Source organism: bacterium, assembly GCA_030018315.1.
In the GTDB taxonomy this organism is placed as follows: domain Bacteria; phylum Hydrothermota; class UBA3073; order JACQXS01; family JAGMCI01; genus JASEGA01.
Window position 1 is genome coordinate 44,370 of record JASEGA010000008.1, and the last position, 19,671, is coordinate 64,040.

The following is a 19,671-nucleotide window of genomic DNA, read 5'->3' on the forward strand; positions in this document are numbered from 1 at the left end:
ATTTATATATATGAGAAAATTATCTGATTGTCAAGAAAAAAATATATAAGTTTTTTAGTTGACAAAAGTACTTAATAGTAGTATATAATTAAAACTAAGGGGGTAATATGAGGCAATTTATTATTTTTATCGTTTTTATCTTATTTAGTTTCTTATCATATAGCCAGGAAGCAGAAGAAACTACAGAATCCACTATAGAAAAGCTTGAAAGAGCAGGAGCAATAATAGAGAAGGCTAAAGAAAAGATTAAAGAGACAAAGACAGAAAAGGAGGTACCTACTACAAAAAAATTTGCTATCCCAAAAGAAGAGGAAGAAGAGGCAGTGATTAAAAAGAGGAAGCCCAAACCTTTAGTAGAGGGATTAAAGCCATTTGGGTACGATATATTCAATCTTATGCCTACTACTTTTGAGCCATTAGATATGGGACCTGTAGACCCTGATTATCCTATCGGACCCGGGGATGAAATCATCTTGTATATGTGGGGAGAGGTAAAGCTTTATCACACCCTTACTGTGGATAGGGAGGGTAAAGTATTCATACCAGATGTAGGCCGTGTTATTGTTAATGGCATGACTTTGGAAGGACTTATGAATAGATTAAAAGTGGTACTATCAAAATATTATTCAGGTATAAAAAATAAGACAGTATTTATTGATGTATCACTTGGAAAGCTCAAGAAGATAAGGGTGTTTGTAATAGGTGAAGTGATGGCACCAGGTATGTATAATATATCAAGTGCATCAACATTACTTAATGCGCTGTATTACGCAGGAGGCCCGACACTAAAAGGCTCATTGCGAAATATTAAATTGATAAGACATAATGAAACAATTACGGAAGCTGATATTTACAGGTATTTGTTATACGGTGAAGAAATTGGACCACGGTTAAATAATGGGGATGTGATATTAGTGCCACCTGTAGGAAAAAGGGTAGCACTTGCAGGAGAAATTAAAAGACCAGGAATATACGAACTAAAGGAAGGTGAAAATTTAAAAAAAATAATTGAAATAGCAGGCGGACTTGAGCCCTGTGCGTATACAGAAAGGGTGCAAATAACGAGGATAGTAGAGAATAAAATGAAAGAGCTTGTAGATGCTAACTTAAGAGAAATATTAGAAGCAGATTCAGATTTAGTCATCAAAGACGGTGACTCAATCTCTGTGCCACGTATACTTGAACGGATAGAAAACTATGTGGATATTTACGGTAATGTTTTAAGACCGGGAAAGTATGAGTTCAAGCCCGGTATGACTCTTAATAACTTAATATCTGATGCAGGTGGTTTAGATAAATCAGCATATAAATTTGAGGCAGAAGTCTCACGGAGAAAGTTAGCATTAGATTCATCCACGCCTATCATAGATAGGCAGGATTCAATTAAAGTATTAAGTGTTAAATTAGACAAAGAAATAACTGAAAACTTTGAGCTAAAAGAGAATGACATTGTATTTATAAGACAAGACCCAAACTGGATTTTTCAGCGTAATGTTACAATAGATGGTGAGGTGTTATTTCCCGGTACATATTCTCTCGTAACAAGTGACGATAGGCTATCAAGCCTAATAGAGAGGGCAGGTGGCTTAAAGGAGACCGCCTATCCAGAAGGAATAGTATTTAATAGAGAAGGAATAGGAAGGATAGATGTTGACCTTAAGAGTGCACTTAAGAAAAAAGGGAGTAAGGAGGATATAATATTAGAGGCTGGCGACCATATAAATATTCCAAAAAGACCAGCAACAGTGAGTGTAAAAGGGGCAGTTAGGTTTCCAATTTTTAGTGAAACAGAAATAGAGCTGGCAAAAGAGACCAATATCCTTTATATACCTGGTAAAAGTGTAAATTATTATATTGAGAAGGCAGGCGGCTTCAGTGAGGATGCAGATAGAAAAGGAGTTCAATTAACTCTTCCAAACGGTCGTAATATAAAGCCAAGCAAATTCTTGTGGTCTGAGACAAAGGTGCCACCAGGTGCTACAATTGTAGTACCTGCTTTGAAAGAAGCAAAAAAAGGCATTGATTGGGGTGATGTCATTAAAAGCGCCGCCACCGTGGCTTCAAGCTTTGTCACTACTATCGTTGCAATACAAACACTGCGAAGATACTAAAAACGATGGAATTAATTGAATTTTTGGACATCCTGTTTAAGCGATGGAAGACGATAGCATCTCTATTTGGGGTAACTGTATTTTTTACAATTATCTTCTCATTACGGGCAAAAAATACCTATATAGCAACAGCAAATATACTGCCATCACCTGAAGCCAGCGATGAAATACTTGGAGAAGGAATTACCAGTTCAGTACTTAGCCGATACCGGATACCCGGCTATTTCTATATGCAATCGTCGGACTTTTACAAATCAATATTATTGAGCAGGACATTGCTTGAAAGAGTAGTGCAGATGAAGTTTTACTCAAACCAATCCACAGGATCCTATGGACTTAAAGGAGAGAATACACTAATAGAAATCTATGGAATAAAAGGGAGTGATGAGAGTAAGAGACTTTATAAAGCATGTAAAAAACTCGCTTCAACTATGAAAGTAAGGGTAAATGATGAGAATCAGATAATTACAATTAGTGTAAAAGCATACGAGCCAAAGCTTGCTGCCGATATCACAAATGCAATAGTTGATGAGTTAAACAAATACAATAGAGAATTGAGGTCAAAAAAGGTAAGTGCAAACAAAGCATTCATTGAAGGTAGGTTAAATGAGACCCAAAAATCACTTAGGAACGCAGAAGAGGTATTAAAAAACTTCCAAGAAAAAAACAGACGAATCCAAGATTCACCTGAACTATACTTACAATTTAATAGGCTTAAAAGGGAGGTGAAGTTACAAGAAGAGTTATTTATCACATTAACCAAACAGTATGAACTAGCAAAGATAAGTGAAGTGAGGGATACACCTATGCTACTTGTATTAGACAAGGCAATCCCACCTATTCATAAAAGTGCACCAAAAAGGAAGCAAAATGTACTCCTTGCTGGCATATTAGCACTTATACTTGGAATCTCACTTGCCTTAGTTAGTGAATATAGCAACCAAAAAGGCTTGAATATAGGGAAAATAGCAAACCTGAATAGCTTCAAGAGACTAAAGAATGACTTCACATCTTTCTTTGGAAAGTTAATAAAACCAAGACATCATTCTTAAATGTCATTATTAATCTGCAGCAAATTTTCTAAAAATGAAGTTTATTAAAACTCTTTTTTTGTTTTTCTTGCTCTATCTATTTCCATTATAACGCGTATTTCTATGGGAATTATCACAGCAAGAGTGTTGGATCCAGAGGGAAAAGGAGTTTTTGGACTTTTAGTTTTACTTCCCTCAACAATTGCTCTTATCGGTTCTTTAGGGATTAGGATTTCAAATGTATTTTTCATTGGAAAGAGAAAAGAAAGAAAGAAAGAAAGTTTTTCTTTATAGCCTACGCAATCACTCATTTCACTCTCCTTATAAGATACAGGAATTCAATACTTTTGAGACTCCAAAGGATAAAGGAACAGGCTATATTAGATATAATACGCTCTTCCTTTTAGTATGAGATATTTGGTTACAGGAGGTGCAGGATTTATAGGCTCTCATATTGTCGAGGAATTGTTAAGGAGAAATAAAAAAGCCAGAATACTTGATAACTTCTCTACTGGGAGGAGAGAAAACATTGCTTGCTTCCTTGAGAATTTAGCCAATCACCAATTACCAGTTACCAATAATCTGGAGGTAATTGAGGGCGATATAAGAAACTTTGATATTGTGAGAAAAGCAATGAAAGGAATAGATTATGTACTCCACCAGGCAGCTCTCGTTTCTGTCGCTCGTTCCATTAAAGACCCTATTACTGTCAACGAGGTAAATGTAGGTGGAACTTTAAATATCTTGAAGGCTGCTAGAGATGCAAAGGTAAAAAGAGTCGTTTATGCCTCATCATCATCAATTTACGGGAATTCTGAAATTCTGCCTAAAAAAGAGGATATGAATCCAGAACCTATTTCACCTTATGCAGTTAGTAAATTAAGTGGAGAAAAATACTGCCAAGTCTTTCATAAAGTTTATGGTTTGGAGACAGTGATTTTAAGGTATTTCAATGTATTTGGTCCAAGACAGGACCCAAATTCTCAATATTCAGCAGCAATCCCTAAATTTATCAGTGCAATAAAGAAAGGGAAGTCACCCATAATTTATGGCGATGGTCTTCAGACGAGGGACTTTACCTATGTTTCTAATGTAGTTGAGGCAAATATACTTGCTATTGAGACAGAAGACACAGGGAGCGAGATATTCAATATAGCTTGCGGTAAGAGGTACAGCTTACTTAGTATCATAGATAGGCTAAATGAAATTTTAGGCACCAGTGTTAAGCCAACTTTTAAAAAACCTAAACCTGGAGATGTAAAGCACTCAATGGCAGACATTTCAAAGAGCATGAGTAAACTAAAATATTCTCCAAGGGTTGAGTTATTGGATGGATTGGTAAAAACAGTGAAGTGGTTTTAAGATTGAAAACAATTATACTACTTTATGAAAGAATATGAAATTGACTTTCTAAATCAAAGAGATTTATTAAAACCAACTTTACTTATAACTTTTTTCTCTATCCTAAGTATTATAATAAGTTTTTTCACCCAAGTCATTTTGGCTGCCAAATTTGGTGCTAAAATAGAAATGGATTCTTATTTAGTGGCTATTGTTATTCCGGAGTTTATAACTGCTGTTCTTATCACTGCTTTGAATGTAACTTTTATTCCAATATTTATTGAATACGAAACTCAAAAGAATAAAGATGAGGCATGGAAAGTAGCAAGCATTACCATTAATTTTATATTTGTGACCCTTTTTTTGATTTCCTTTCTTGGTTGTATTTTTGCCCCTAAATTGGTCTCTGTGGCAGCTCCGGGTTTTAATGGTAAGTCATTTTTATTGACAGTTAGTCTAATAAGAATTGTTTTGCCATCCATTATATTTAGTGGACTGGGTAACTTATTATCAAGTCTCTATTATGCGCGTCATCAGTTTTTTAAACCAGCAATAGCACCAATTATAAATGGAATTACTATTCTTTTACTTGTTATCACTCTTCACCCATTATGGGGAATAAGAAGTGTTGCTTTTGGGAATTTAGTTGGCTCTATTGTGTCCTTTCTTATTTTGACTCCAATACTTCTAAAAAGATATATATTCAATTTTGATTTTTTAAATAAGGGTATGCTTAAGGTAGTAAGAGTAATGTCCCCTTTAGTATTTGCTGGTTTATTTTCTCGTGCTACCACACTTATTGAAAGGATAATTGCTTCCAATCTTGCCGAAGGCAGTATCTCCTATTTAGGATACTCAAGTAAGATTATTAACATCCTGGGTACTATAGCCACAAGTGGAATTGCAATTACTATTTTCCCTTTAATGGCAAGGAGTTGGGCAGAAAATGATTTAGCAAGGGTGAGAGAACACTTTGCTAAAGGGGTCCGGATTATAATGTTGACTACTTTCCCAATAGCAGCTATTTTCGCTGTGCTTAGAGTTCCAATAATTCAGTTGCTTTTGGAAAGAGGTAAATTTGACTATACTGCAACTGTAGCAGTTACTAATGTGCTATTAATACATTTAATAGCTTTTATAACTGCTGGTCTTGGTAATGTGGTTGGGAAAGGGTTTTACATTTCACAAAAAACTAAGTTAGCCGCATTTTTGGCTGTTATTGAGACCTCAATTTATCTATGTATTAGTTATATCTTATCAAAATATCTTTCTTATATTGGACTTGCTATAGCTACTTCAATATATTATACACTTGGGTTGATAATATCTATGTTTGTTATGGAAAAAATATATGAGGGTATTAATGGAAAGCAAGTCTTTAATGGATTTATAAAAATATTAGCAGCCTCTTTATTTAGTGCTATTGGTATGCATTATTGCTCTAACCTTGTATTGTTGAAAAATGCTCTAATTTTACGAAGCAGTATAAGTGGAATTTTAGGTATAATGTTGTATGTAACTTTTGTCATCTATATTTTTAAGATAGAAGAAGCATTTACTTTGAAAGAGAAAATAATTGGAAGATTTAAGAAGGTGTTTAGCTAAAGAGAGAAGATTAAGTTAAAGAATGGTTAGACGAGAACATAATCTACCAAATGATTTAATTTGTATCGATTTAGGTTGTGGCATCCGAAAACAGAAGGGATATATAGGAGTTGATGGTATAAAATTAGAAGGAGTTGATGTTGTTTGTGATATTGAAAAAAGCCTACCCTTTAAAGATAGTACAATTGATAGAATATATGCCAACTTCTTGTTTGAACATATAACCAATTTTATTCCTTTTATGCAAGAGCTTTATCGTATCTGTAAAAATGGAGCAACAATCTTAGCTAGTTTTCCTTATTGGTCATCAGTTACACAATGGAAAGACCCTACACATAAGCAAGTTATTACTGTTGAAACTTTCAAGTATTTTTCTACGGATAAGTGGTATGGTTCAGATTATAGAATTAACACAAATTTTAAAGTTAATAGCGTTAAATATAATTATCTTCCACCTTTTAATAATTGGCGTTGTTTCTTCTTATTTCCTTTCAGAAAATTTTTAAGTAGGCATCTTATTAACATAGTCCATTCGGTATGGATAGAATTGGATGTGATTAAATAGATAATCGTAAGGAGAATGAGCAAGAATGATAAACATTGAGAAAGAAAAAGAAGGGTAAGAACTTGGTATAATTTGATAAGCGATAGTTTTGATAAGCGATATGTATGTATAGAAGGATTTTATTGGGAGAATTTTGAAAGCAAAATAGTAGATGAATTGATAGAGGTTAAAAATAAGGTTGTTTTAGACCTTGGTTGTGGGGGAGGAAGATACGCATTGTCGGTGTATCAAAGAGCTAAAAAAGTGATAGGTATTGACATTTCCGAAAAAATGATTAAGATTGCTAAAAGAAACTTACTTCAGATATGTCTATAGAATTTCTTGTAGGAGATGCTACAAATGTTCCTTTTAAGAACGAATATTTTGATACAATTGTATCGTTAGGGATGTTTGAATATTTGAAAGGGCCAACTCCATTTTTGTCTGAGATAAATAGAATATTAAAACCGAGTGGAACACTTTTATTCAGCTGCCATAATAGGAATCTCATTGGAAATTCGAAAAAGTTTCAATTTGTATTGAGACCCACATTAATATTGAAATCAATATATAATTTATATAATTTCTTTCGTCCAGAAACTAAGAATGTCGATGAAAAAGACTATTATGGTTTTTCTCTTCAAGAGAGAGAAAGACTTTGGCATGTAGTAGCTCATGATTTAAAGGAAATAAATAAATTTTTAGAACTAAATGGATTAAAGCTTGTGGGGTTTAGAACATTCGGCTTCTTTATTTCTGATAAGCTTTTTAGATTAGCAACGAAAATACAAAAATTGAAATTACGAGACAAATTATTTGCATCCTCAGTATTTATAAATAGATTTTTAGGAAAATTTACTTTAACTAAAGTTTATGGAGGGGTTTTTATAATCAAATCGGAGAAAATAGGGGGAATAAAAAATGATTCCAGTATTTAGACCTAAAATGAACAAGGAAGAAATTTTGCCAGAATTAGAAAAAATATTTGATGCGGGCTGGATTGGACTAGGTCCTAAAACAGCGGAGTTTGAAGAAAAATTTGCTGATTATATTGGCGTAAAATACGCTATTGGTGTAAATTCTGCTACATCAGCTCTGCATTTAGCAAACTATGTTTTAGGAATTAAGCAGGGCGATGAAGTTGTTGTCCCTTCAATGACTTTTGTCTCTACCGCATTAGCTTGTTTATATTGTGGTGCTACACCAGTTTTTGCAGATGTTGAGGAGGATACTCTGTGTATTGACCCTGAAAATATAAAAGAAAAGATAACGCCAAAAACAAAGGCAATAATTCCAGTTCATTACGGTGGGCACGCTTGTAAAATGGACGAAATAATGGAAATAGCGAATAAACATAATCTTTGGGTTATAGAAGACAATTCCCATGGTTGTGGTGGCAAATATAAGGGGGTTATGTTGGGCTCTATTGGAATTATGGGATGTTTTAGCTTTCATGCTGTGAAAAATTTGCCAACCGGTGACGGCGGTATGATAACAACTAATGATAAGAGGCTATACAACGAGCTCAAAAAATTGAGATGGCTTGGCATTGATAAAGGAACTTGGGAACGGTCTTCTAAAGAGAGCTATTCCTGGGAGTATAAAGTGGATAGATTAGGTTTTAAGTATCATATGAATGATATCACTGCAGTCATCGGATTGGCACAACTTAAGGTCGTTGATGAACATAATCTAATTCGTCGGAAATATGCTAAAAAGTATGACGAAGCGTTTAAGGATGTGAAGTGGGTTGTACCCCTGGTTGAGAAAGATTATGCTTACAGCAGTCGTCACATTTATGCAGTGAAAATCCTTATGAGAGACGAATTAAATAGATATTTGTATTTAAAGGGAATTTCTACTGGGGTTCATTACAAGCCAATCCATCATTTTAAAATTTTTGGTAATGTTAAGGTAAATCTCCCAATTACTGAAAAAGTATGGCACAAATTACTAACTCTTCCACTTTACCCTGATATGAGTGATGAGGAGTTCGAAAAGATTGTTAATGAGATAATCAAATTTGGCAAAGAGAAAGAATGGTAAGGTATTTATAATTTATATGAAAATATTATTCCTTACCTTTGGTCCCACAGTGGTGGCAAGCAGCAGGACAAGAGTTTTTCAATATTTACCATTTTTTATAAAAGATAAAATAAAATTTAAAGTGATCACTTACAACCCAAGTTATGGGTATACTATACCAACTGTATTCCTAAGGAGAGAATTAGTTTTTAAAATTGCAAAAAGTTTATATAAGAGGATTAATAACAAGTACAACTTTTTCTATTCCTTTTTTCAGACGGTTCGATTCTTAAGCTATATCAACCGGTATGACATAATTTTTATTCAGAAAGTGTTACTTCCTACCTCAATAATAGAAAGAATAAAGAATATTTACAAAAAACCAATCATTTTTGACTTCGACGATGCTATATATGCTGGTAAGCCTTACGACAAACAAAAATTTGACCAACAGATACCTTTGTATGATTTAATCATTCTGGAGAATTCATTTACAAAACAATATGTTAATGAATTTGGAAATGATAATATTATAATGATAACAGGTCCTATAGATTGCAATCGGTATTATTCTAAAGTTTGGACTAAAAAAGATAAAATTATTATTGGGTGGATTGGTAGTCTCTCTACACAGAAGTATCTCACTATGTTAAAAAATACATTCAAGAGATTAAATACCACCTATAAGAATTTGATTTTCGAACTAATTGGTGCCCAAAATATAGATTTTGATGGAGTGCCTATTAGACTGAAAAGATGGAGTTTGGATAATGAGGTAAAGGATTTACAGAATTTTGATATAGGAATTGCACCTTTGCCAGATAACGAGTGGACACGGGGAAAAGGTGGCTATAAATTGTTACAATATATGGCAATAGGAATTCCATGTGTAGCATCACCTGTAGGTATTAATAGGGAATTGGTTAAAGATGGAGAAAATGGCTTCTTAGCTGAGACTGAAGATGAGTGGTTTAAGAAACTTTCTATTTTAATTGAAAGCCCTGAATTAAGGAGAGATATGGGAATAAGGGGAAGAGATTTAGTTGTCAAGAATTATTCGCTCGAAGTAGCAGCCCCAAAGTTAATATCTGGTCTAAAGCAACTAGTGTGGAAGTCGTATAACTGAATCTATATATGATTATTATGATTATAATTATAATAATTAATAACGATGTATACCCGAGATATTCCTGACTCATTGTCAGAAGGGCCATTATGAATTACAAGATCTCAGATATGATTAGTTTTGTACGAAAGCATAACTTTTCGCAACTCATTAATAGAGTCAAAAAAGAACTATATTTGAGAACTACTTACTTGAATTATACACCATTTCATATAGGAATTTACGCCACAGACAGATGCAATCTTAATTGTCGAATGTGTCTTCGTACTGCCACCAATAAAGAATTTGATTATTGTCATCAAATAAGCGATGATATGACTCTCAATACCTTTCAAAGGATTATAGATCGATTTCCTAGAGCTACAAGTGTGAATATCGCCGGATTAGGTGAGCCATTTTTAAACCCAAATATTTTTGATATGATTAAATATGCAAACCAAAATAATATGGGAGTGAGCATTATTACTAATGGTATTCTCATAGGCGATAAGATTAAGGATATCATTGATTCATCATTGGACTCAATTTCTATTAGCATAAATGCAAACGATTCTTATAAATATAAAAAAGTTACTGGAAGTCACTTTTTTGATATAGTTTTAGAAAATGTCAGAAAATTAGTTGAAATGAGAAATAAGAAGAATACAAAGCTTTCTATTCGTATTTCATATGTTTGTACAAAGTCAAATTATAAGCATATACCAGAGATGATTAAATTAGCAGAACAACTCAGAGTAGACTATCTTGATTTTCAGAATCTTATTCCCACACGCAGGGAAGGGTTCACAGAAAACCAGTGCTTATTTGATGACGACTACGAAATTGTAGAGTTATTATCGAATTTACCTAAACCTAATTCTAATTTAATTATCGCCCTTCCTAAACTTCTCCAACGGAAGATAAAAAAGAGATTATGCACTTCATATTTTACTTCTATACGTGTCGATGCTAATGGAAATGTTAGTGGTTGTGGAAGGGTGATTACACCAAATCAAGAATACGGTAATATCTTTACTGACAAGGATGTATGGAACCTGCCTCACTTCCAAGAAATGCGAAGGATGTTTATTAATCATTCAATCCCATTACTTGATTGTTGCAGAACTTGCGTTGAAAATAGTAGCCATATAGCAAAGATTTTATGTAATAACACTCTACGTTGGTGAAAAAGAAGTTTAAAAGTCGATGAAGATATTTCAAAGTTTAAATGGATGAAAATAATCTGGATAAACTATAAACGACTCAATGAAGACTTAAGCAAAACGAGTAGAATAGAGATGGCAAACGCACTGTTAAAGATTGGACATTGCGTGAGTTTAGTAGTACCACACACAGGAAAGAAACTGGATTTTGGGCTTGGTCAAAATATGATTTATTTGCCAGCCTTGCCATGGAAGATAGCTTGTAGCTTTAGCTTTTCTATTTCACTGTTTTTCTATCTTATATTTAGTGTTTTTTATCGTAATCCACATATTGTCCTTATGGACAGCTTTGCTTTCTTGCCTTCACTTCCTTTTTTAATTCTATCAAAATTGAGATGGATTAAGACTAAATTCGTTTTAGATGTGAGAACTCTACCTGTTGAAACTCATACTTTGCGAGGGTGGGTAAAAGAACAAATTCATATAATAGTCCTCTATGGAGCAAAATTTCTTGCAGATGGCGTAACAGTGATTTCTGCTTTTATGAAAAAGTATATCTCTAATAAATACCATATTCCTAAGAATAAGATGGGAATCTGGAGTTCTGGTGTATCGTTGGCTTTATTTAACCCAAGTAATACAAAACTTGTAGATGAAGTCAATTTCCTACAAGATAAGTTTATAATAATGTATCATGGTGCATTCCAATCCAGTAGAGGTCTTCAATCAACTATTAGGGCGATAAAGCTTTTAGAGGACAGATATCCTGACATCTTGCTCTTTTTAATAGGAAAAGGCAATGCAACCGATAGATTATGTTCTTTAACAAAAGAGCTTGATTTGAAGAACAAAGTTCTTATACATGACTCAGTTCCCTATGAAAAGATGCCCTCTTACATTTCAATTTGCAATGTTGGTATTTTACCTCTCCCTGATTTAATAGAGTGGAGAGTCAGTGTTCCGTTGAAGTTAATGGAATATCTTGCAATGGAGAAACCTATTATTGCCACAGATATTGAGGCACATAGAGGGATACTCAATAGCTCAGCTTGTGGAATATTTATACACTCAAGCTCTCCCGAGTGTATAGCTGATGGAATTATAAAAGCTTATAAAATGAAAGATAAACTTAAAGAGATAGGTAAAGAAGGTAGAAAGATAGTCAAACGGAATTATACTTGGGATAGGCAGGCAGAAGCTCTAACCTTATTCCTAGATTCATTATAATTAATTTCTTTAAGAATAGAAACATTTTGCAATTGCATATAATTTTTTGTGCATACTTACTGCTATAGTCATGGATAGAGGAATAATAGAGAATGGTTAACATTATTATAATTTTGTTACTTTCTGTTCTTGGCATTATTTTTGTGGCTATTGTTATTAAGCACTGGGATTGGATGCCAGTAATATTGCTACCAATTTTGTGGTATATACCACGGCAGACAGCTACAGGTGGGTTATTGGAAAATTATTTACTACTTAGGTGGATTAGCGTTTTTATTATACCTTTAATTATCTACATTCAATTTGTAAAAATATGCATAAGGGCACAACCTATTGAACTAAGTAATATTGCATTGCCGTTAGGAGTATTCATAGGTTTCTCTGTTTTTTCAGGGATTGTCAATAACGCTAAACCTTTTGATATGTTAGTAAGTTTAGTGTTGCATATCAGGTATCCTTTGTTGTTCATCGTCCTTATTAATATGGATATACGAGAAGATGTTGTAAAAGTTTTTTATAGGTGCTTCATATTCCTTCTTGCTATACAAATTCCTGAATGTGTTTACCGGTATACCGTCTTAGGTATTTCTGGAGATTACCTTTCTTTCACATTGGGGCCATGGGGTCACTTTGACCTCGGTGTTTACGCAATCTATGCAATAGCCTTGCTTACTGCATCTGATGTTGTAAATGGAATTAAGATTAGCCATCTGATATTTTACGCTTTCTTATCTATACCACTATTATTTGGCGAAATCAAGGCGATGATTTACTCAGTCCCAATTGTTGTTATAATTACTATTTATGCTGCACTAAAGGCGAAAGCTGTCCAAAAGAGGTCAGATGCTATATTATTAATAGTATTTTTCTTAATTTTATTCTGCTTTATTTATGGGATATGGGATAGAATTTATTCAGATGGTGGTATGAACTTAATTGCACCGCTACGTTATTTTATAAAGATTTTAAGAAATCCAGCACTATTTCTTCAGACTAAGCGACTCCCATGGACTGTGTCGAGAATCTATGGCGGCGTATTTGTAATTCGTTATTTTTTGAAAGAGGGCTGGTCTTCACTATTATTTGGGACAGGTCCAGGAAGTATGCTTGCTGGTAGCTTTACAGGGACACCGGGGAAACTAGTATCTATACCATTGTATCTGAACCAAATATCTGCAATTTTGGGAGAAGTTGGTATAATTGGGCTAATTATTTACTACTGGATGTTATTAAGAGTATTACTTACGATAAAAAGGGTGAGTAGTTCTGTTGCAGATACTAATCTAAACATTTTTTCTTTAGGTTTAGTCGGTATGTGGATTTTCTATGCCGTTCTCGGTCCTTTCTATGATTTAGTTTGGCGACATGATTCGCCTAACTATATATTTTATTTTTTAACTGCAGTAGTATATAAACATTATATGTCAAAAATAAGCAGGAGTGAGCACTGATGAATATTTTAATTGTAAATACTTTCCATTATAATCGGGGTGGTGATTGTGTTTACACTTTTGAACTTTCACACTTGCTTCAAAAAATGGGTAGTCACAAGGTTATAGATTTTGCTATGCGTCACCCTCTAAATGTTTCAAGTGAATACTCTAAATTCTTTGTACCTGAGATTGATTTACCTGAAGAACTTGCAAAGGGAGGATTACGGGCTGGGACTCGTGTTTTTAAAAGAACAATTTATTCAAATGTAGCAAAACAGAAGCTCAGCCAATTACTCAATAAATATCCTGTAGATATTGCTCACATCCAAAATATTCATAGGCATATTACACCTTCAATCTTTCATACACTTAAAGCAAGAAATATACCAATTGTATGGACACTGCATGATTATTTTCTTCTCTGCCCTAATAGTACCTTCTTTTCAAAAGATGGGATATGCGAAGTTTGCAAAGGAGGGAGGTTTTATAATGTTGTATTTAAGAAGTGTAGAAAAGATTCCTATGCTGCCAGTTTTATGGTAATGTTAGAAGAATATGTTCATAGGGTTTTGGGGCTTTTGAAACTTGTAGATTTTTTTATTGCGCCAAGTAAATTTTTAAAGAATAAGATGGTAGAATATGGATTCCCTTCAGATAAAGTTATTCATATTCCTAATTTTATTGACACAAGAGAGGTAGAGAAGTGGAGAAGTGGAGAAGTGGAGAACAAAAATTCTACTTCCTACGTCTTATATTCTGGGCGTCTTTCTTATGAAAAAGGGTTAAAAACTTTGATAAGAGCAGTCTCATTGTGTGATTCTGTAAATTTATGGATTGCTGGAGACGGCCCTCTTAAGGTAGAGTTAGAGGAATTGGTAAAAAGAAAGGTTAAAGATAGGATAAAATTTCTTGGTCATGTTGATAGGGACAAAATACAAAAATTTATATCTAATGCATTATTTATAGTCCTGCCTTCCGAATGGTATGAGAACTCTCCTTATTCAGTCTTAGAAGCTTTTGCTATGGGTAAGCCTGTTGTTGGCTCAAGAATTGGTGGGATACCAGAATTGGTTAAAGATGGAGAGACAGGACTATTGTTTGAGCTAGGTAATGCTGATGACCTTGCAGAAAAAATAGAGTGGATGATTGCGCATGCAAAAGAACGACAAAAAATGGGACAAAGGGCGAGAGCGATGGTTGAAAAGGAATATAATCCTGAGGTGCATTATGAACGGCTGATGGAAATGTACGGGAAGGTAATTACTAAACATGGCAAAACCATTTTTAAAAACCAAACAGGCTTTTATAAGAAAATGATCCATTGATTTAAAATGAGCCCCAAAAAAGAAATATTTCTTTGTGTAGATTGGAAACAATCTAAAAAAGTTAAATTTTGGCTACAAAGCGAACTTGAAAAAATCGAATACAAAGTCACGCTGTTGGACATTCCCAATTACAGTATGAAAAATATAACAGTGCGATGGAGAAAAATCATTCTTTGGTTGCAATACTTCCAACTGGCGTTTCGGGTGTTTTTTCTATCTTCCAGAAAACATCCGGAATGGATAATTGCATGGAATGCAGTAAATGGAGTATTTGTTTGTCTAATCTTTAAGTTGTTTCGAAGAATAGATACAAAAATAGGTGTGCTAAATCTCATTGTACACGATAAATCGCTATTACTTATGTTTTTAAGAAAATTAATTTATACTTATTCTTTAAAAAGAGCGACGTTTATCTCTGTAAATCACACTATCTATGCAACCGGTTTTTCTAAAAAATTTAAGGTTCCTTTAAATAAATTTAAGATACTACAAGATGCGGTAAAATCGGATGAGTTTAATTACACTGGAATAAACAATAGTAATAATTATGATGTTTTTTCAGGGGGTGAAGCTAAGCGAGATTGGGAAACCTTATTTAATGCTGCAGTGTTAAATCCAGAGATATCATTCTGTGTAGTGGCAAGAAGAAAGACATTTAATATAGCTAAAGTACCACCGAATGTAGATTTGCATTTTGACCTTAATTCTGAAGAATTTTATGAGAAAATGAAGAAATCGAAAATTGTAGTATTGCCTTTAAAAGGATCCATGACTGCGGGGCTACTTGTACTCACTAAAGCTATGCTGATGGGAAAAGCAGTTATTGCTACGAAAACTGTAACAACTGAAAATTATATAGTTTCAGGCAAAAATGGTCTATTTGTTGAAGAAGGAGATTATGAAGATCTTGCTCAAAAGATTCATAATTTACTATATAACGAGGGATATCTTATTAATCTAGGACTTGAGGCCAGAAGATCTATCCTTAAAAATCATACTGAGCATAACTATTCTGAAAGCCTTACTTCAATTCTAAAATCGAATGAAAGGCATTGGCATTGTAAGTGAGTTTACCTCTCAAAAAAAATTTTAGAGGATTAACATGGGATAAAATGGAATGTGCTGTGATAACAACTTATCGCTGTAATGCACATTGTCAAATGTGCTATTCATGGAAGCATCCTACCAGGCCCGAGGATGAAATTACACCTGAGATCCTCGATAAAATACCATGTGGTATGAAACGATTAAACATTACAGGTGGAGAGCCAATGCTACGCAACGATATCGAAGCCATTATTGAAGTTCTCAATAAGAAAACAAAGCGCCTCGAGATAAGTACAAATGGATATTTCACTCAAAGAATTATCCAAGTTGCCAAGAAATATCCTAACATCACCATACGTGTAAGTATTGAAGGATTACCAAAACTTAATGATAGATTGATGGGTTTAAAAGATGGCTTTGATCACGGGCTAAGGACAGTTTTGAGACTGAAAGAAATGGGGATAAAAGATGTTGGGTTCAGTATGGTAATCTCAGATAAAAATGTGAAAGATTTACTTGATTTATATCACTTGATGGTATTTATGGATTTAGAATTTGCTACCGCTACTATACATAATTCTTTTTACTTTTTTAAACACGACAACAAGATTGAAGATATAAGTGCTGTTACAGAGGAAATGCAAAAGTTTGTTCGAGCCTTGTTGAGTTCCAAAAGAGAGAGTTTGAGGATGAGGATAAAGGATTGGTTAAGAGCATATTTTAATTTTGGGCTTTTGAACTATATCTATGGAAATGTTCGTCCTTTACCTTGTGTAGCAGGAATCGATTCGTTTTTCTTAGATCCGTATGGTAATGTCTTGGCTTGCAATGGTTCTGATACATCTTGGATCATGGGAAATTTAAAAGAAAAAGACTTTGATGAAATATGGCACAGTGAACAGGCAAGGAGAGTCAGAGAGAAGGTCAAAAATTGTACTAAAAATTGTTGGATGACTGGGACTGCAGTTCCTGCAATGAGAAAACAAATTTGGAAACCCACATTATGGGTTCTTAAAAACAAAATAAGAGACCAGTTAAGAAGAGATGCTGTTTCTTAGCTTATTATGAGAATCGCATTTGTTGGCCAAAAGGGGATACCCGCTACCTTTGGGGGGGTTGAAAAACATGTGGAGGAACTTGCTACGAGGCTGTCTAAAAGAGGACATGAAGTAACTGTGTATTCCCAGTCCCATTATACTAAGGTAAGCGGCTCTTATAAGGGGGTCAGGGTCGTGAGAGTGCCTACCTTGAAGCAAAAGAACTTGGAAATGATAACTTACACCTTTCTTTCTTTAGTACATCTTCTCTTCTCTCACAGGAAAGCAGACATAGTGCATTTCCAGAGTGTTGACCCTGCTATTCTTATGGGACTGGCAAAGCTAAAAGCTAAGGTAGTGGTCACTTCTCATGGGCAAGCGTATCAACGGTCTGGGAAATGGGGAAAACTCGCAAAGGCTTTCTCTAAACTTGCAGAGAGAATTTTTATCCATTTTCCTGATAAAAGAATTGCTGTTTCAAAAATACTGAAGAACTATTATGAGAGTAAATATCACCGGGAAGTAGTTTATATCCCAAATGGTGTAAATATTCCTGCGATAAACAGCTCAAAAGAGATAGAGAAATTTAATCTTATGAGGGATGGATATATATTATATGTGGGAAGACTTATTCCTACCAAGGGTTGCCATTTACTCATTGATGCATATAAAAGTATTAACACCAATAAGAAACTTGTAATTGTTGGTGGTTCCAGTTATTCTAATAAGTACATTAAAAAGCTAAAGGAAAGCGTTGCAGGAAATAGCAATATTTATTTTTTAGGTTATCAATACGGTAAAGTTCTACAAGAATTGTTTGCTAACTGCTCTTTATTCGTATTACCCTCTGAGTACGAAGGATTACCAGTTACCCTGCTTGAAGCGATGAGTTTTGCTAAACCTGTCATCTTTAGCAACATTCCAGAGAATTTGGGGATAGCGGAAGGTTGTGGAGTTTCTTTCATAAATAAAAACAAGGAAGACCTAGCAACCAAGATATTATTTTTACTTAAAAACCAAAAGATTAGTAAAGATTTGGGCAAGAGAGCTATAGAACGCGTTGTACGAGATTATAATTGGGATACAGTAGTGGCTCAGACAGAAAATGTTTACCAGTCTCTTATAGCTATCCGAAAATATAATTAGGAGAGCGAGAAACAAAAGTATTAGCGTGTAATTGACGAATTATTAACTTAATACAGTATTTTGTTAAAAACTATCACGAAAACCCGAAAGAATGAAAACACGAAAAGGATTTAAGCATAAAAATTTTTATTTTTTAAGATTTCGCGTCTTTCTTTTATTTTTGTGATTTCGTGATATTCTGTGTTTAAAATAAGTCTACATAAGGAATAAGAAAGTAAAAACATTAAAATTTTAACAAAGCATTGTTAATAAATAAAGTATTCTATATTTCGCCACGACGAAATTTTTCACAAATCTTGCGGTTCTCAAGGGGCATCGCCTTGTAAAGAAACCTGTTAATTTCCTCTAACCACTCAAGTTTCTGTTCTGGCGGAAGTGCCATGTATTCTTTAAGCTGTTCTTTGGAACGATAGAAATAATACCCACCCCGATTTTCTCGTTTTTTCATTGATGTAAACAGATAATCATAATCAATAATTTATGTTCAGTCTACCTCAATGAGAAGTTTTTTAATTTCCTGTAAATGTTCAATGTCAGATAAGTCCTGTTTTCTTCCTGAGACCTTTTTTAACTCAATCAGATGATTAATAGATATTAAAGGAATTTTTATCTCCCCAGCAGTAACTATTTTTTTATTTTGTTCGGCGATTTCAAATCTTATAGGATTATCTACGAAAATATCTATTGACTCGAACGGTTTAGCAGGATGAAAAAAATTAAAGACAACCATCCCCTTTTCGGCTTGCCACTTTTTTCGTTTTACAGGGTCGGCAAAATCTAATGCTTTTACTGGGACTTTTGGTCTATAGCCCAATTGTTCAATGGCGGTGATTAACTTTTTAAGGTTTTCTGAAGTCATCTCAACCATTAAGTCCAAATCTGCTGTTGCTCGTGGGATACCGTAAAGATTGACTGCAATACCACCAATAACGAGGTAACGTACCTTGTGCTTGTTTAATTCACGGAATACAGCTTCGTAATACATTAAAATAACTTTATCATAGAAAATGCTTTATGTCAACTTTTAAGAATTATGGATAAAAAAAACTGTTATTAATTCGTCAAGATGTTAAATTTTTATTACATCAAAATGTTAAAATTTTACTCCGTATGGCACATATCCTCTTTTGCTCAAAAATTCCTCTATTTCCTTATGTGACTTGTTTTTAGACATTTTTGTAATATGGATTACTTTGTTTTGATAAAGGATATATATCCTATCATCCTCAAGTAGGCACACTTCTACTTTACATTTAGCGTACGAAATCTTATATTTAGACGGTGGGAGCTGTATAATTTCTCCATTAAACCGGATAGTATTATCGTTATTAACTTCTCGCTCATATTTCTTACAAAAATTGAGCTCTTTTAATGCCCTATCTATATGAGTTCCTTCTTGCTCCACTGCTACATTTACATGCAATCCTCCATATCTTGTAGTCTTAAATTGAGAAGCTTTGTCCACATATAAGGCATAAAAAGTCCTTTCTTCTCAATAAATGGTAACCAATTATGCTCAGATGAATCCATT

19 protein-coding genes and 1 pseudogene are annotated in these 19,671 nt (G+C 33.9%); 17 read left to right on the forward strand and 3 right to left on the reverse strand.

Going from position 1 to position 19,671, the window contains the following annotated elements:
• Positions 1-107 precede the first annotated feature (107 nt).
• The 17 genes and pseudogenes from QMD71_04060 to QMD71_04140 all read left to right on the forward strand — a co-directional run bounded on the left by QMD71_04060 (position 108) and on the right by QMD71_04140 (position 18,140).
• Positions 108-2,111 carry an SLBB domain-containing protein gene (locus QMD71_04060; GenBank protein ID MDI6840020.1) on the forward strand — a complete coding sequence of 668 codons (2,004 nt, stop codon included), beginning with the start codon at positions 108-110 and terminating at the stop codon, positions 2,109-2,111.
• Between the two features lie 5 nt (positions 2,112-2,116).
• A complete protein-coding gene (locus QMD71_04065; protein MDI6840021.1) occupies positions 2,117-3,163 on the forward strand; it encodes a GNVR domain-containing protein in 1,047 nt (348 codons plus the stop codon).
• A gap of 102 nt (positions 3,164-3,265) precedes the next feature.
• The gene (locus tag QMD71_04070; GenBank protein MDI6840022.1) at positions 3,266-3,436 is read left to right on the forward strand and encodes a hypothetical protein; all 171 of its coding nucleotides are present in this window, start codon (positions 3,266-3,268) and stop codon (positions 3,434-3,436) included.
• A gap of 114 nt (positions 3,437-3,550) precedes the next feature.
• A complete protein-coding gene (locus tag QMD71_04075) occupies positions 3,551-4,504 on the forward strand; it encodes an SDR family oxidoreductase (protein MDI6840023.1) in 954 nt (317 codons plus the stop codon).
• A 24-nt stretch (positions 4,505-4,528) separates the two neighbouring features.
• Positions 4,529-6,088, forward strand: a complete 1,560-nt coding sequence (murJ, locus tag QMD71_04080; GenBank protein MDI6840024.1) for a murein biosynthesis integral membrane protein MurJ — start codon at positions 4,529-4,531, stop codon at positions 6,086-6,088.
• A 22-nt stretch (positions 6,089-6,110) separates the two neighbouring features.
• The gene (locus tag QMD71_04085) at positions 6,111-6,653 is read left to right on the forward strand and encodes a methyltransferase domain-containing protein (protein MDI6840025.1); all 543 of its coding nucleotides are present in this window, start codon (positions 6,111-6,113) and stop codon (positions 6,651-6,653) included.
• A gap of 63 nt (positions 6,654-6,716) precedes the next feature.
• Positions 6,717-6,968, forward strand: a pseudogene (locus QMD71_04090) (methyltransferase domain-containing protein).
• Positions 6,959-7,570: a class I SAM-dependent methyltransferase gene (locus tag QMD71_04095; GenBank protein ID MDI6840026.1), complete on the forward strand. Its 612-nt coding sequence runs from the start codon at positions 6,959-6,961 to the stop codon at positions 7,568-7,570. The pseudogene QMD71_04090 and the gene QMD71_04095 overlap by 10 nt, the downstream one beginning before the upstream one ends.
• Positions 7,554-8,678: a DegT/DnrJ/EryC1/StrS family aminotransferase gene (locus tag QMD71_04100; protein MDI6840027.1), complete on the forward strand. Its 1,125-nt coding sequence runs from the start codon at positions 7,554-7,556 to the stop codon at positions 8,676-8,678. The genes QMD71_04095 and QMD71_04100 overlap by 17 nt, the downstream gene beginning before the upstream one ends.
• A 16-nt stretch (positions 8,679-8,694) precedes the next feature.
• On the forward strand, positions 8,695-9,783 hold the full coding sequence (locus QMD71_04105; protein MDI6840028.1) for a glycosyltransferase family 4 protein: 1,089 nt from the start codon (positions 8,695-8,697) through the stop codon (positions 9,781-9,783).
• Between the two features lie 89 nt (positions 9,784-9,872).
• Positions 9,873-10,949 (forward strand): radical SAM protein, encoded by a 1,077-nt coding sequence (locus tag QMD71_04110; GenBank protein ID MDI6840029.1) that lies wholly within the window; start codon positions 9,873-9,875, stop codon positions 10,947-10,949.
• Positions 10,950-10,994: 45 nt separating this feature from the next.
• Positions 10,995-12,152: a glycosyltransferase family 4 protein gene (locus QMD71_04115; GenBank protein ID MDI6840030.1), complete on the forward strand. Its 1,158-nt coding sequence runs from the start codon at positions 10,995-10,997 to the stop codon at positions 12,150-12,152.
• Between the two features lie 92 nt (positions 12,153-12,244).
• Complete coding sequence (locus QMD71_04120; protein ID MDI6840031.1) at positions 12,245-13,603, forward strand: hypothetical protein; 1,359 nt, start codon at positions 12,245-12,247, stop codon at positions 13,601-13,603.
• Positions 13,603-14,910, forward strand: coding sequence for a glycosyltransferase family 4 protein (locus QMD71_04125; GenBank protein ID MDI6840032.1), 1,308 nt, complete (start codon positions 13,603-13,605; stop codon positions 14,908-14,910). The genes QMD71_04120 and QMD71_04125 overlap by 1 nt, the downstream gene beginning before the upstream one ends.
• A gap of 6 nt (positions 14,911-14,916) precedes the next feature.
• Positions 14,917-15,978, forward strand: coding sequence for a glycosyltransferase (locus QMD71_04130; protein MDI6840033.1), 1,062 nt, complete (start codon positions 14,917-14,919; stop codon positions 15,976-15,978).
• 44 nt (positions 15,979-16,022) lie between these two features.
• Entirely contained in the window at positions 16,023-17,015 is a 993-nt protein-coding gene (locus QMD71_04135) for a radical SAM protein (GenBank protein MDI6840034.1), read from the forward strand.
• Between the two features lie 6 nt (positions 17,016-17,021).
• Complete coding sequence (locus QMD71_04140) at positions 17,022-18,140, forward strand: glycosyltransferase family 4 protein (GenBank protein ID MDI6840035.1); 1,119 nt, start codon at positions 17,022-17,024, stop codon at positions 18,138-18,140.
• A 262-nt stretch (positions 18,141-18,402) separates the two neighbouring features.
• Here QMD71_04140 and QMD71_04145 read toward each other — a convergent pair whose 3' ends face one another.
• The 3 genes from QMD71_04145 to QMD71_04155 all read right to left on the reverse strand — a co-directional run bounded on the left by QMD71_04145 (position 18,403) and on the right by QMD71_04155 (position 19,605).
• Positions 18,403-18,588, reverse strand: a complete 186-nt coding sequence (locus QMD71_04145; GenBank protein ID MDI6840036.1) for a hypothetical protein — start codon at positions 18,586-18,588, stop codon at positions 18,403-18,405.
• A gap of 36 nt (positions 18,589-18,624) precedes the next feature.
• Positions 18,625-19,125 carry a hypothetical protein gene (locus tag QMD71_04150; GenBank protein ID MDI6840037.1) on the reverse strand — a complete coding sequence of 167 codons (501 nt, stop codon included), beginning with the start codon at positions 19,123-19,125 and terminating at the stop codon, positions 18,625-18,627.
• A 108-nt stretch (positions 19,126-19,233) separates the two neighbouring features.
• Positions 19,234-19,605 (reverse strand): hypothetical protein, encoded by a 372-nt coding sequence (locus QMD71_04155; GenBank protein MDI6840038.1) that lies wholly within the window; start codon positions 19,603-19,605, stop codon positions 19,234-19,236.
• Between the last annotated feature and the right edge of the window lie 66 nt (positions 19,606-19,671).

What these genes read in the sequence shown, in the direction of transcription:
- QMD71_04060 (MDI6840020.1), top strand. Translation starts at nt 108, where the DNA reads ATGAGGCAATTTATTATTTTTATCGTTTTTATCTTATTTAGTTTCTTA.
- QMD71_04065 (MDI6840021.1), top strand. Translation starts at nt 2,117, where the DNA reads ATGGAATTAATTGAATTTTTGGACATCCTGTTTAAGCGATGGAAGACG.
- QMD71_04070 (MDI6840022.1), top strand. Translation starts at nt 3,266, where the DNA reads ATGGGAATTATCACAGCAAGAGTGTTGGATCCAGAGGGAAAAGGAGTT.
- QMD71_04075 (MDI6840023.1), top strand. Translation starts at nt 3,551, where the DNA reads ATGAGATATTTGGTTACAGGAGGTGCAGGATTTATAGGCTCTCATATT.
- murJ (MDI6840024.1), top strand. Translation starts at nt 4,529, where the DNA reads ATGAAAGAATATGAAATTGACTTTCTAAATCAAAGAGATTTATTAAAA.
- QMD71_04085 (MDI6840025.1), top strand. Translation starts at nt 6,111, where the DNA reads ATGGTTAGACGAGAACATAATCTACCAAATGATTTAATTTGTATCGAT.
- QMD71_04095 (MDI6840026.1), top strand. Translation starts at nt 6,959, where the DNA reads ATGTCTATAGAATTTCTTGTAGGAGATGCTACAAATGTTCCTTTTAAG.
- QMD71_04100 (MDI6840027.1), top strand. Translation starts at nt 7,554, where the DNA reads ATGATTCCAGTATTTAGACCTAAAATGAACAAGGAAGAAATTTTGCCA.
- QMD71_04105 (MDI6840028.1), top strand. Translation starts at nt 8,695, where the DNA reads ATGAAAATATTATTCCTTACCTTTGGTCCCACAGTGGTGGCAAGCAGC.
- QMD71_04110 (MDI6840029.1), top strand. Translation starts at nt 9,873, where the DNA reads ATGAATTACAAGATCTCAGATATGATTAGTTTTGTACGAAAGCATAAC.
- QMD71_04115 (MDI6840030.1), top strand. Translation starts at nt 10,995, where the DNA reads ATGAAAATAATCTGGATAAACTATAAACGACTCAATGAAGACTTAAGC.
- QMD71_04120 (MDI6840031.1), top strand. Translation starts at nt 12,245, where the DNA reads ATGGTTAACATTATTATAATTTTGTTACTTTCTGTTCTTGGCATTATT.
- QMD71_04125 (MDI6840032.1), top strand. Translation starts at nt 13,603, where the DNA reads ATGAATATTTTAATTGTAAATACTTTCCATTATAATCGGGGTGGTGAT.
- QMD71_04130 (MDI6840033.1), top strand. Translation starts at nt 14,917, where the DNA reads ATGAGCCCCAAAAAAGAAATATTTCTTTGTGTAGATTGGAAACAATCT.
- QMD71_04135 (MDI6840034.1), top strand. Translation starts at nt 16,023, where the DNA reads ATGGAATGTGCTGTGATAACAACTTATCGCTGTAATGCACATTGTCAA.
- QMD71_04140 (MDI6840035.1), top strand. Translation starts at nt 17,022, where the DNA reads ATGAGAATCGCATTTGTTGGCCAAAAGGGGATACCCGCTACCTTTGGG.
- QMD71_04145 (MDI6840036.1), bottom strand. Translation starts at nt 18,588, where the DNA reads ATGAAAAAACGAGAAAATCGGGGTGGGTATTATTTCTATCGTTCCAAA.
- QMD71_04150 (MDI6840037.1), bottom strand. Translation starts at nt 19,125, where the DNA reads ATGTATTACGAAGCTGTATTCCGTGAATTAAACAAGCACAAGGTACGT.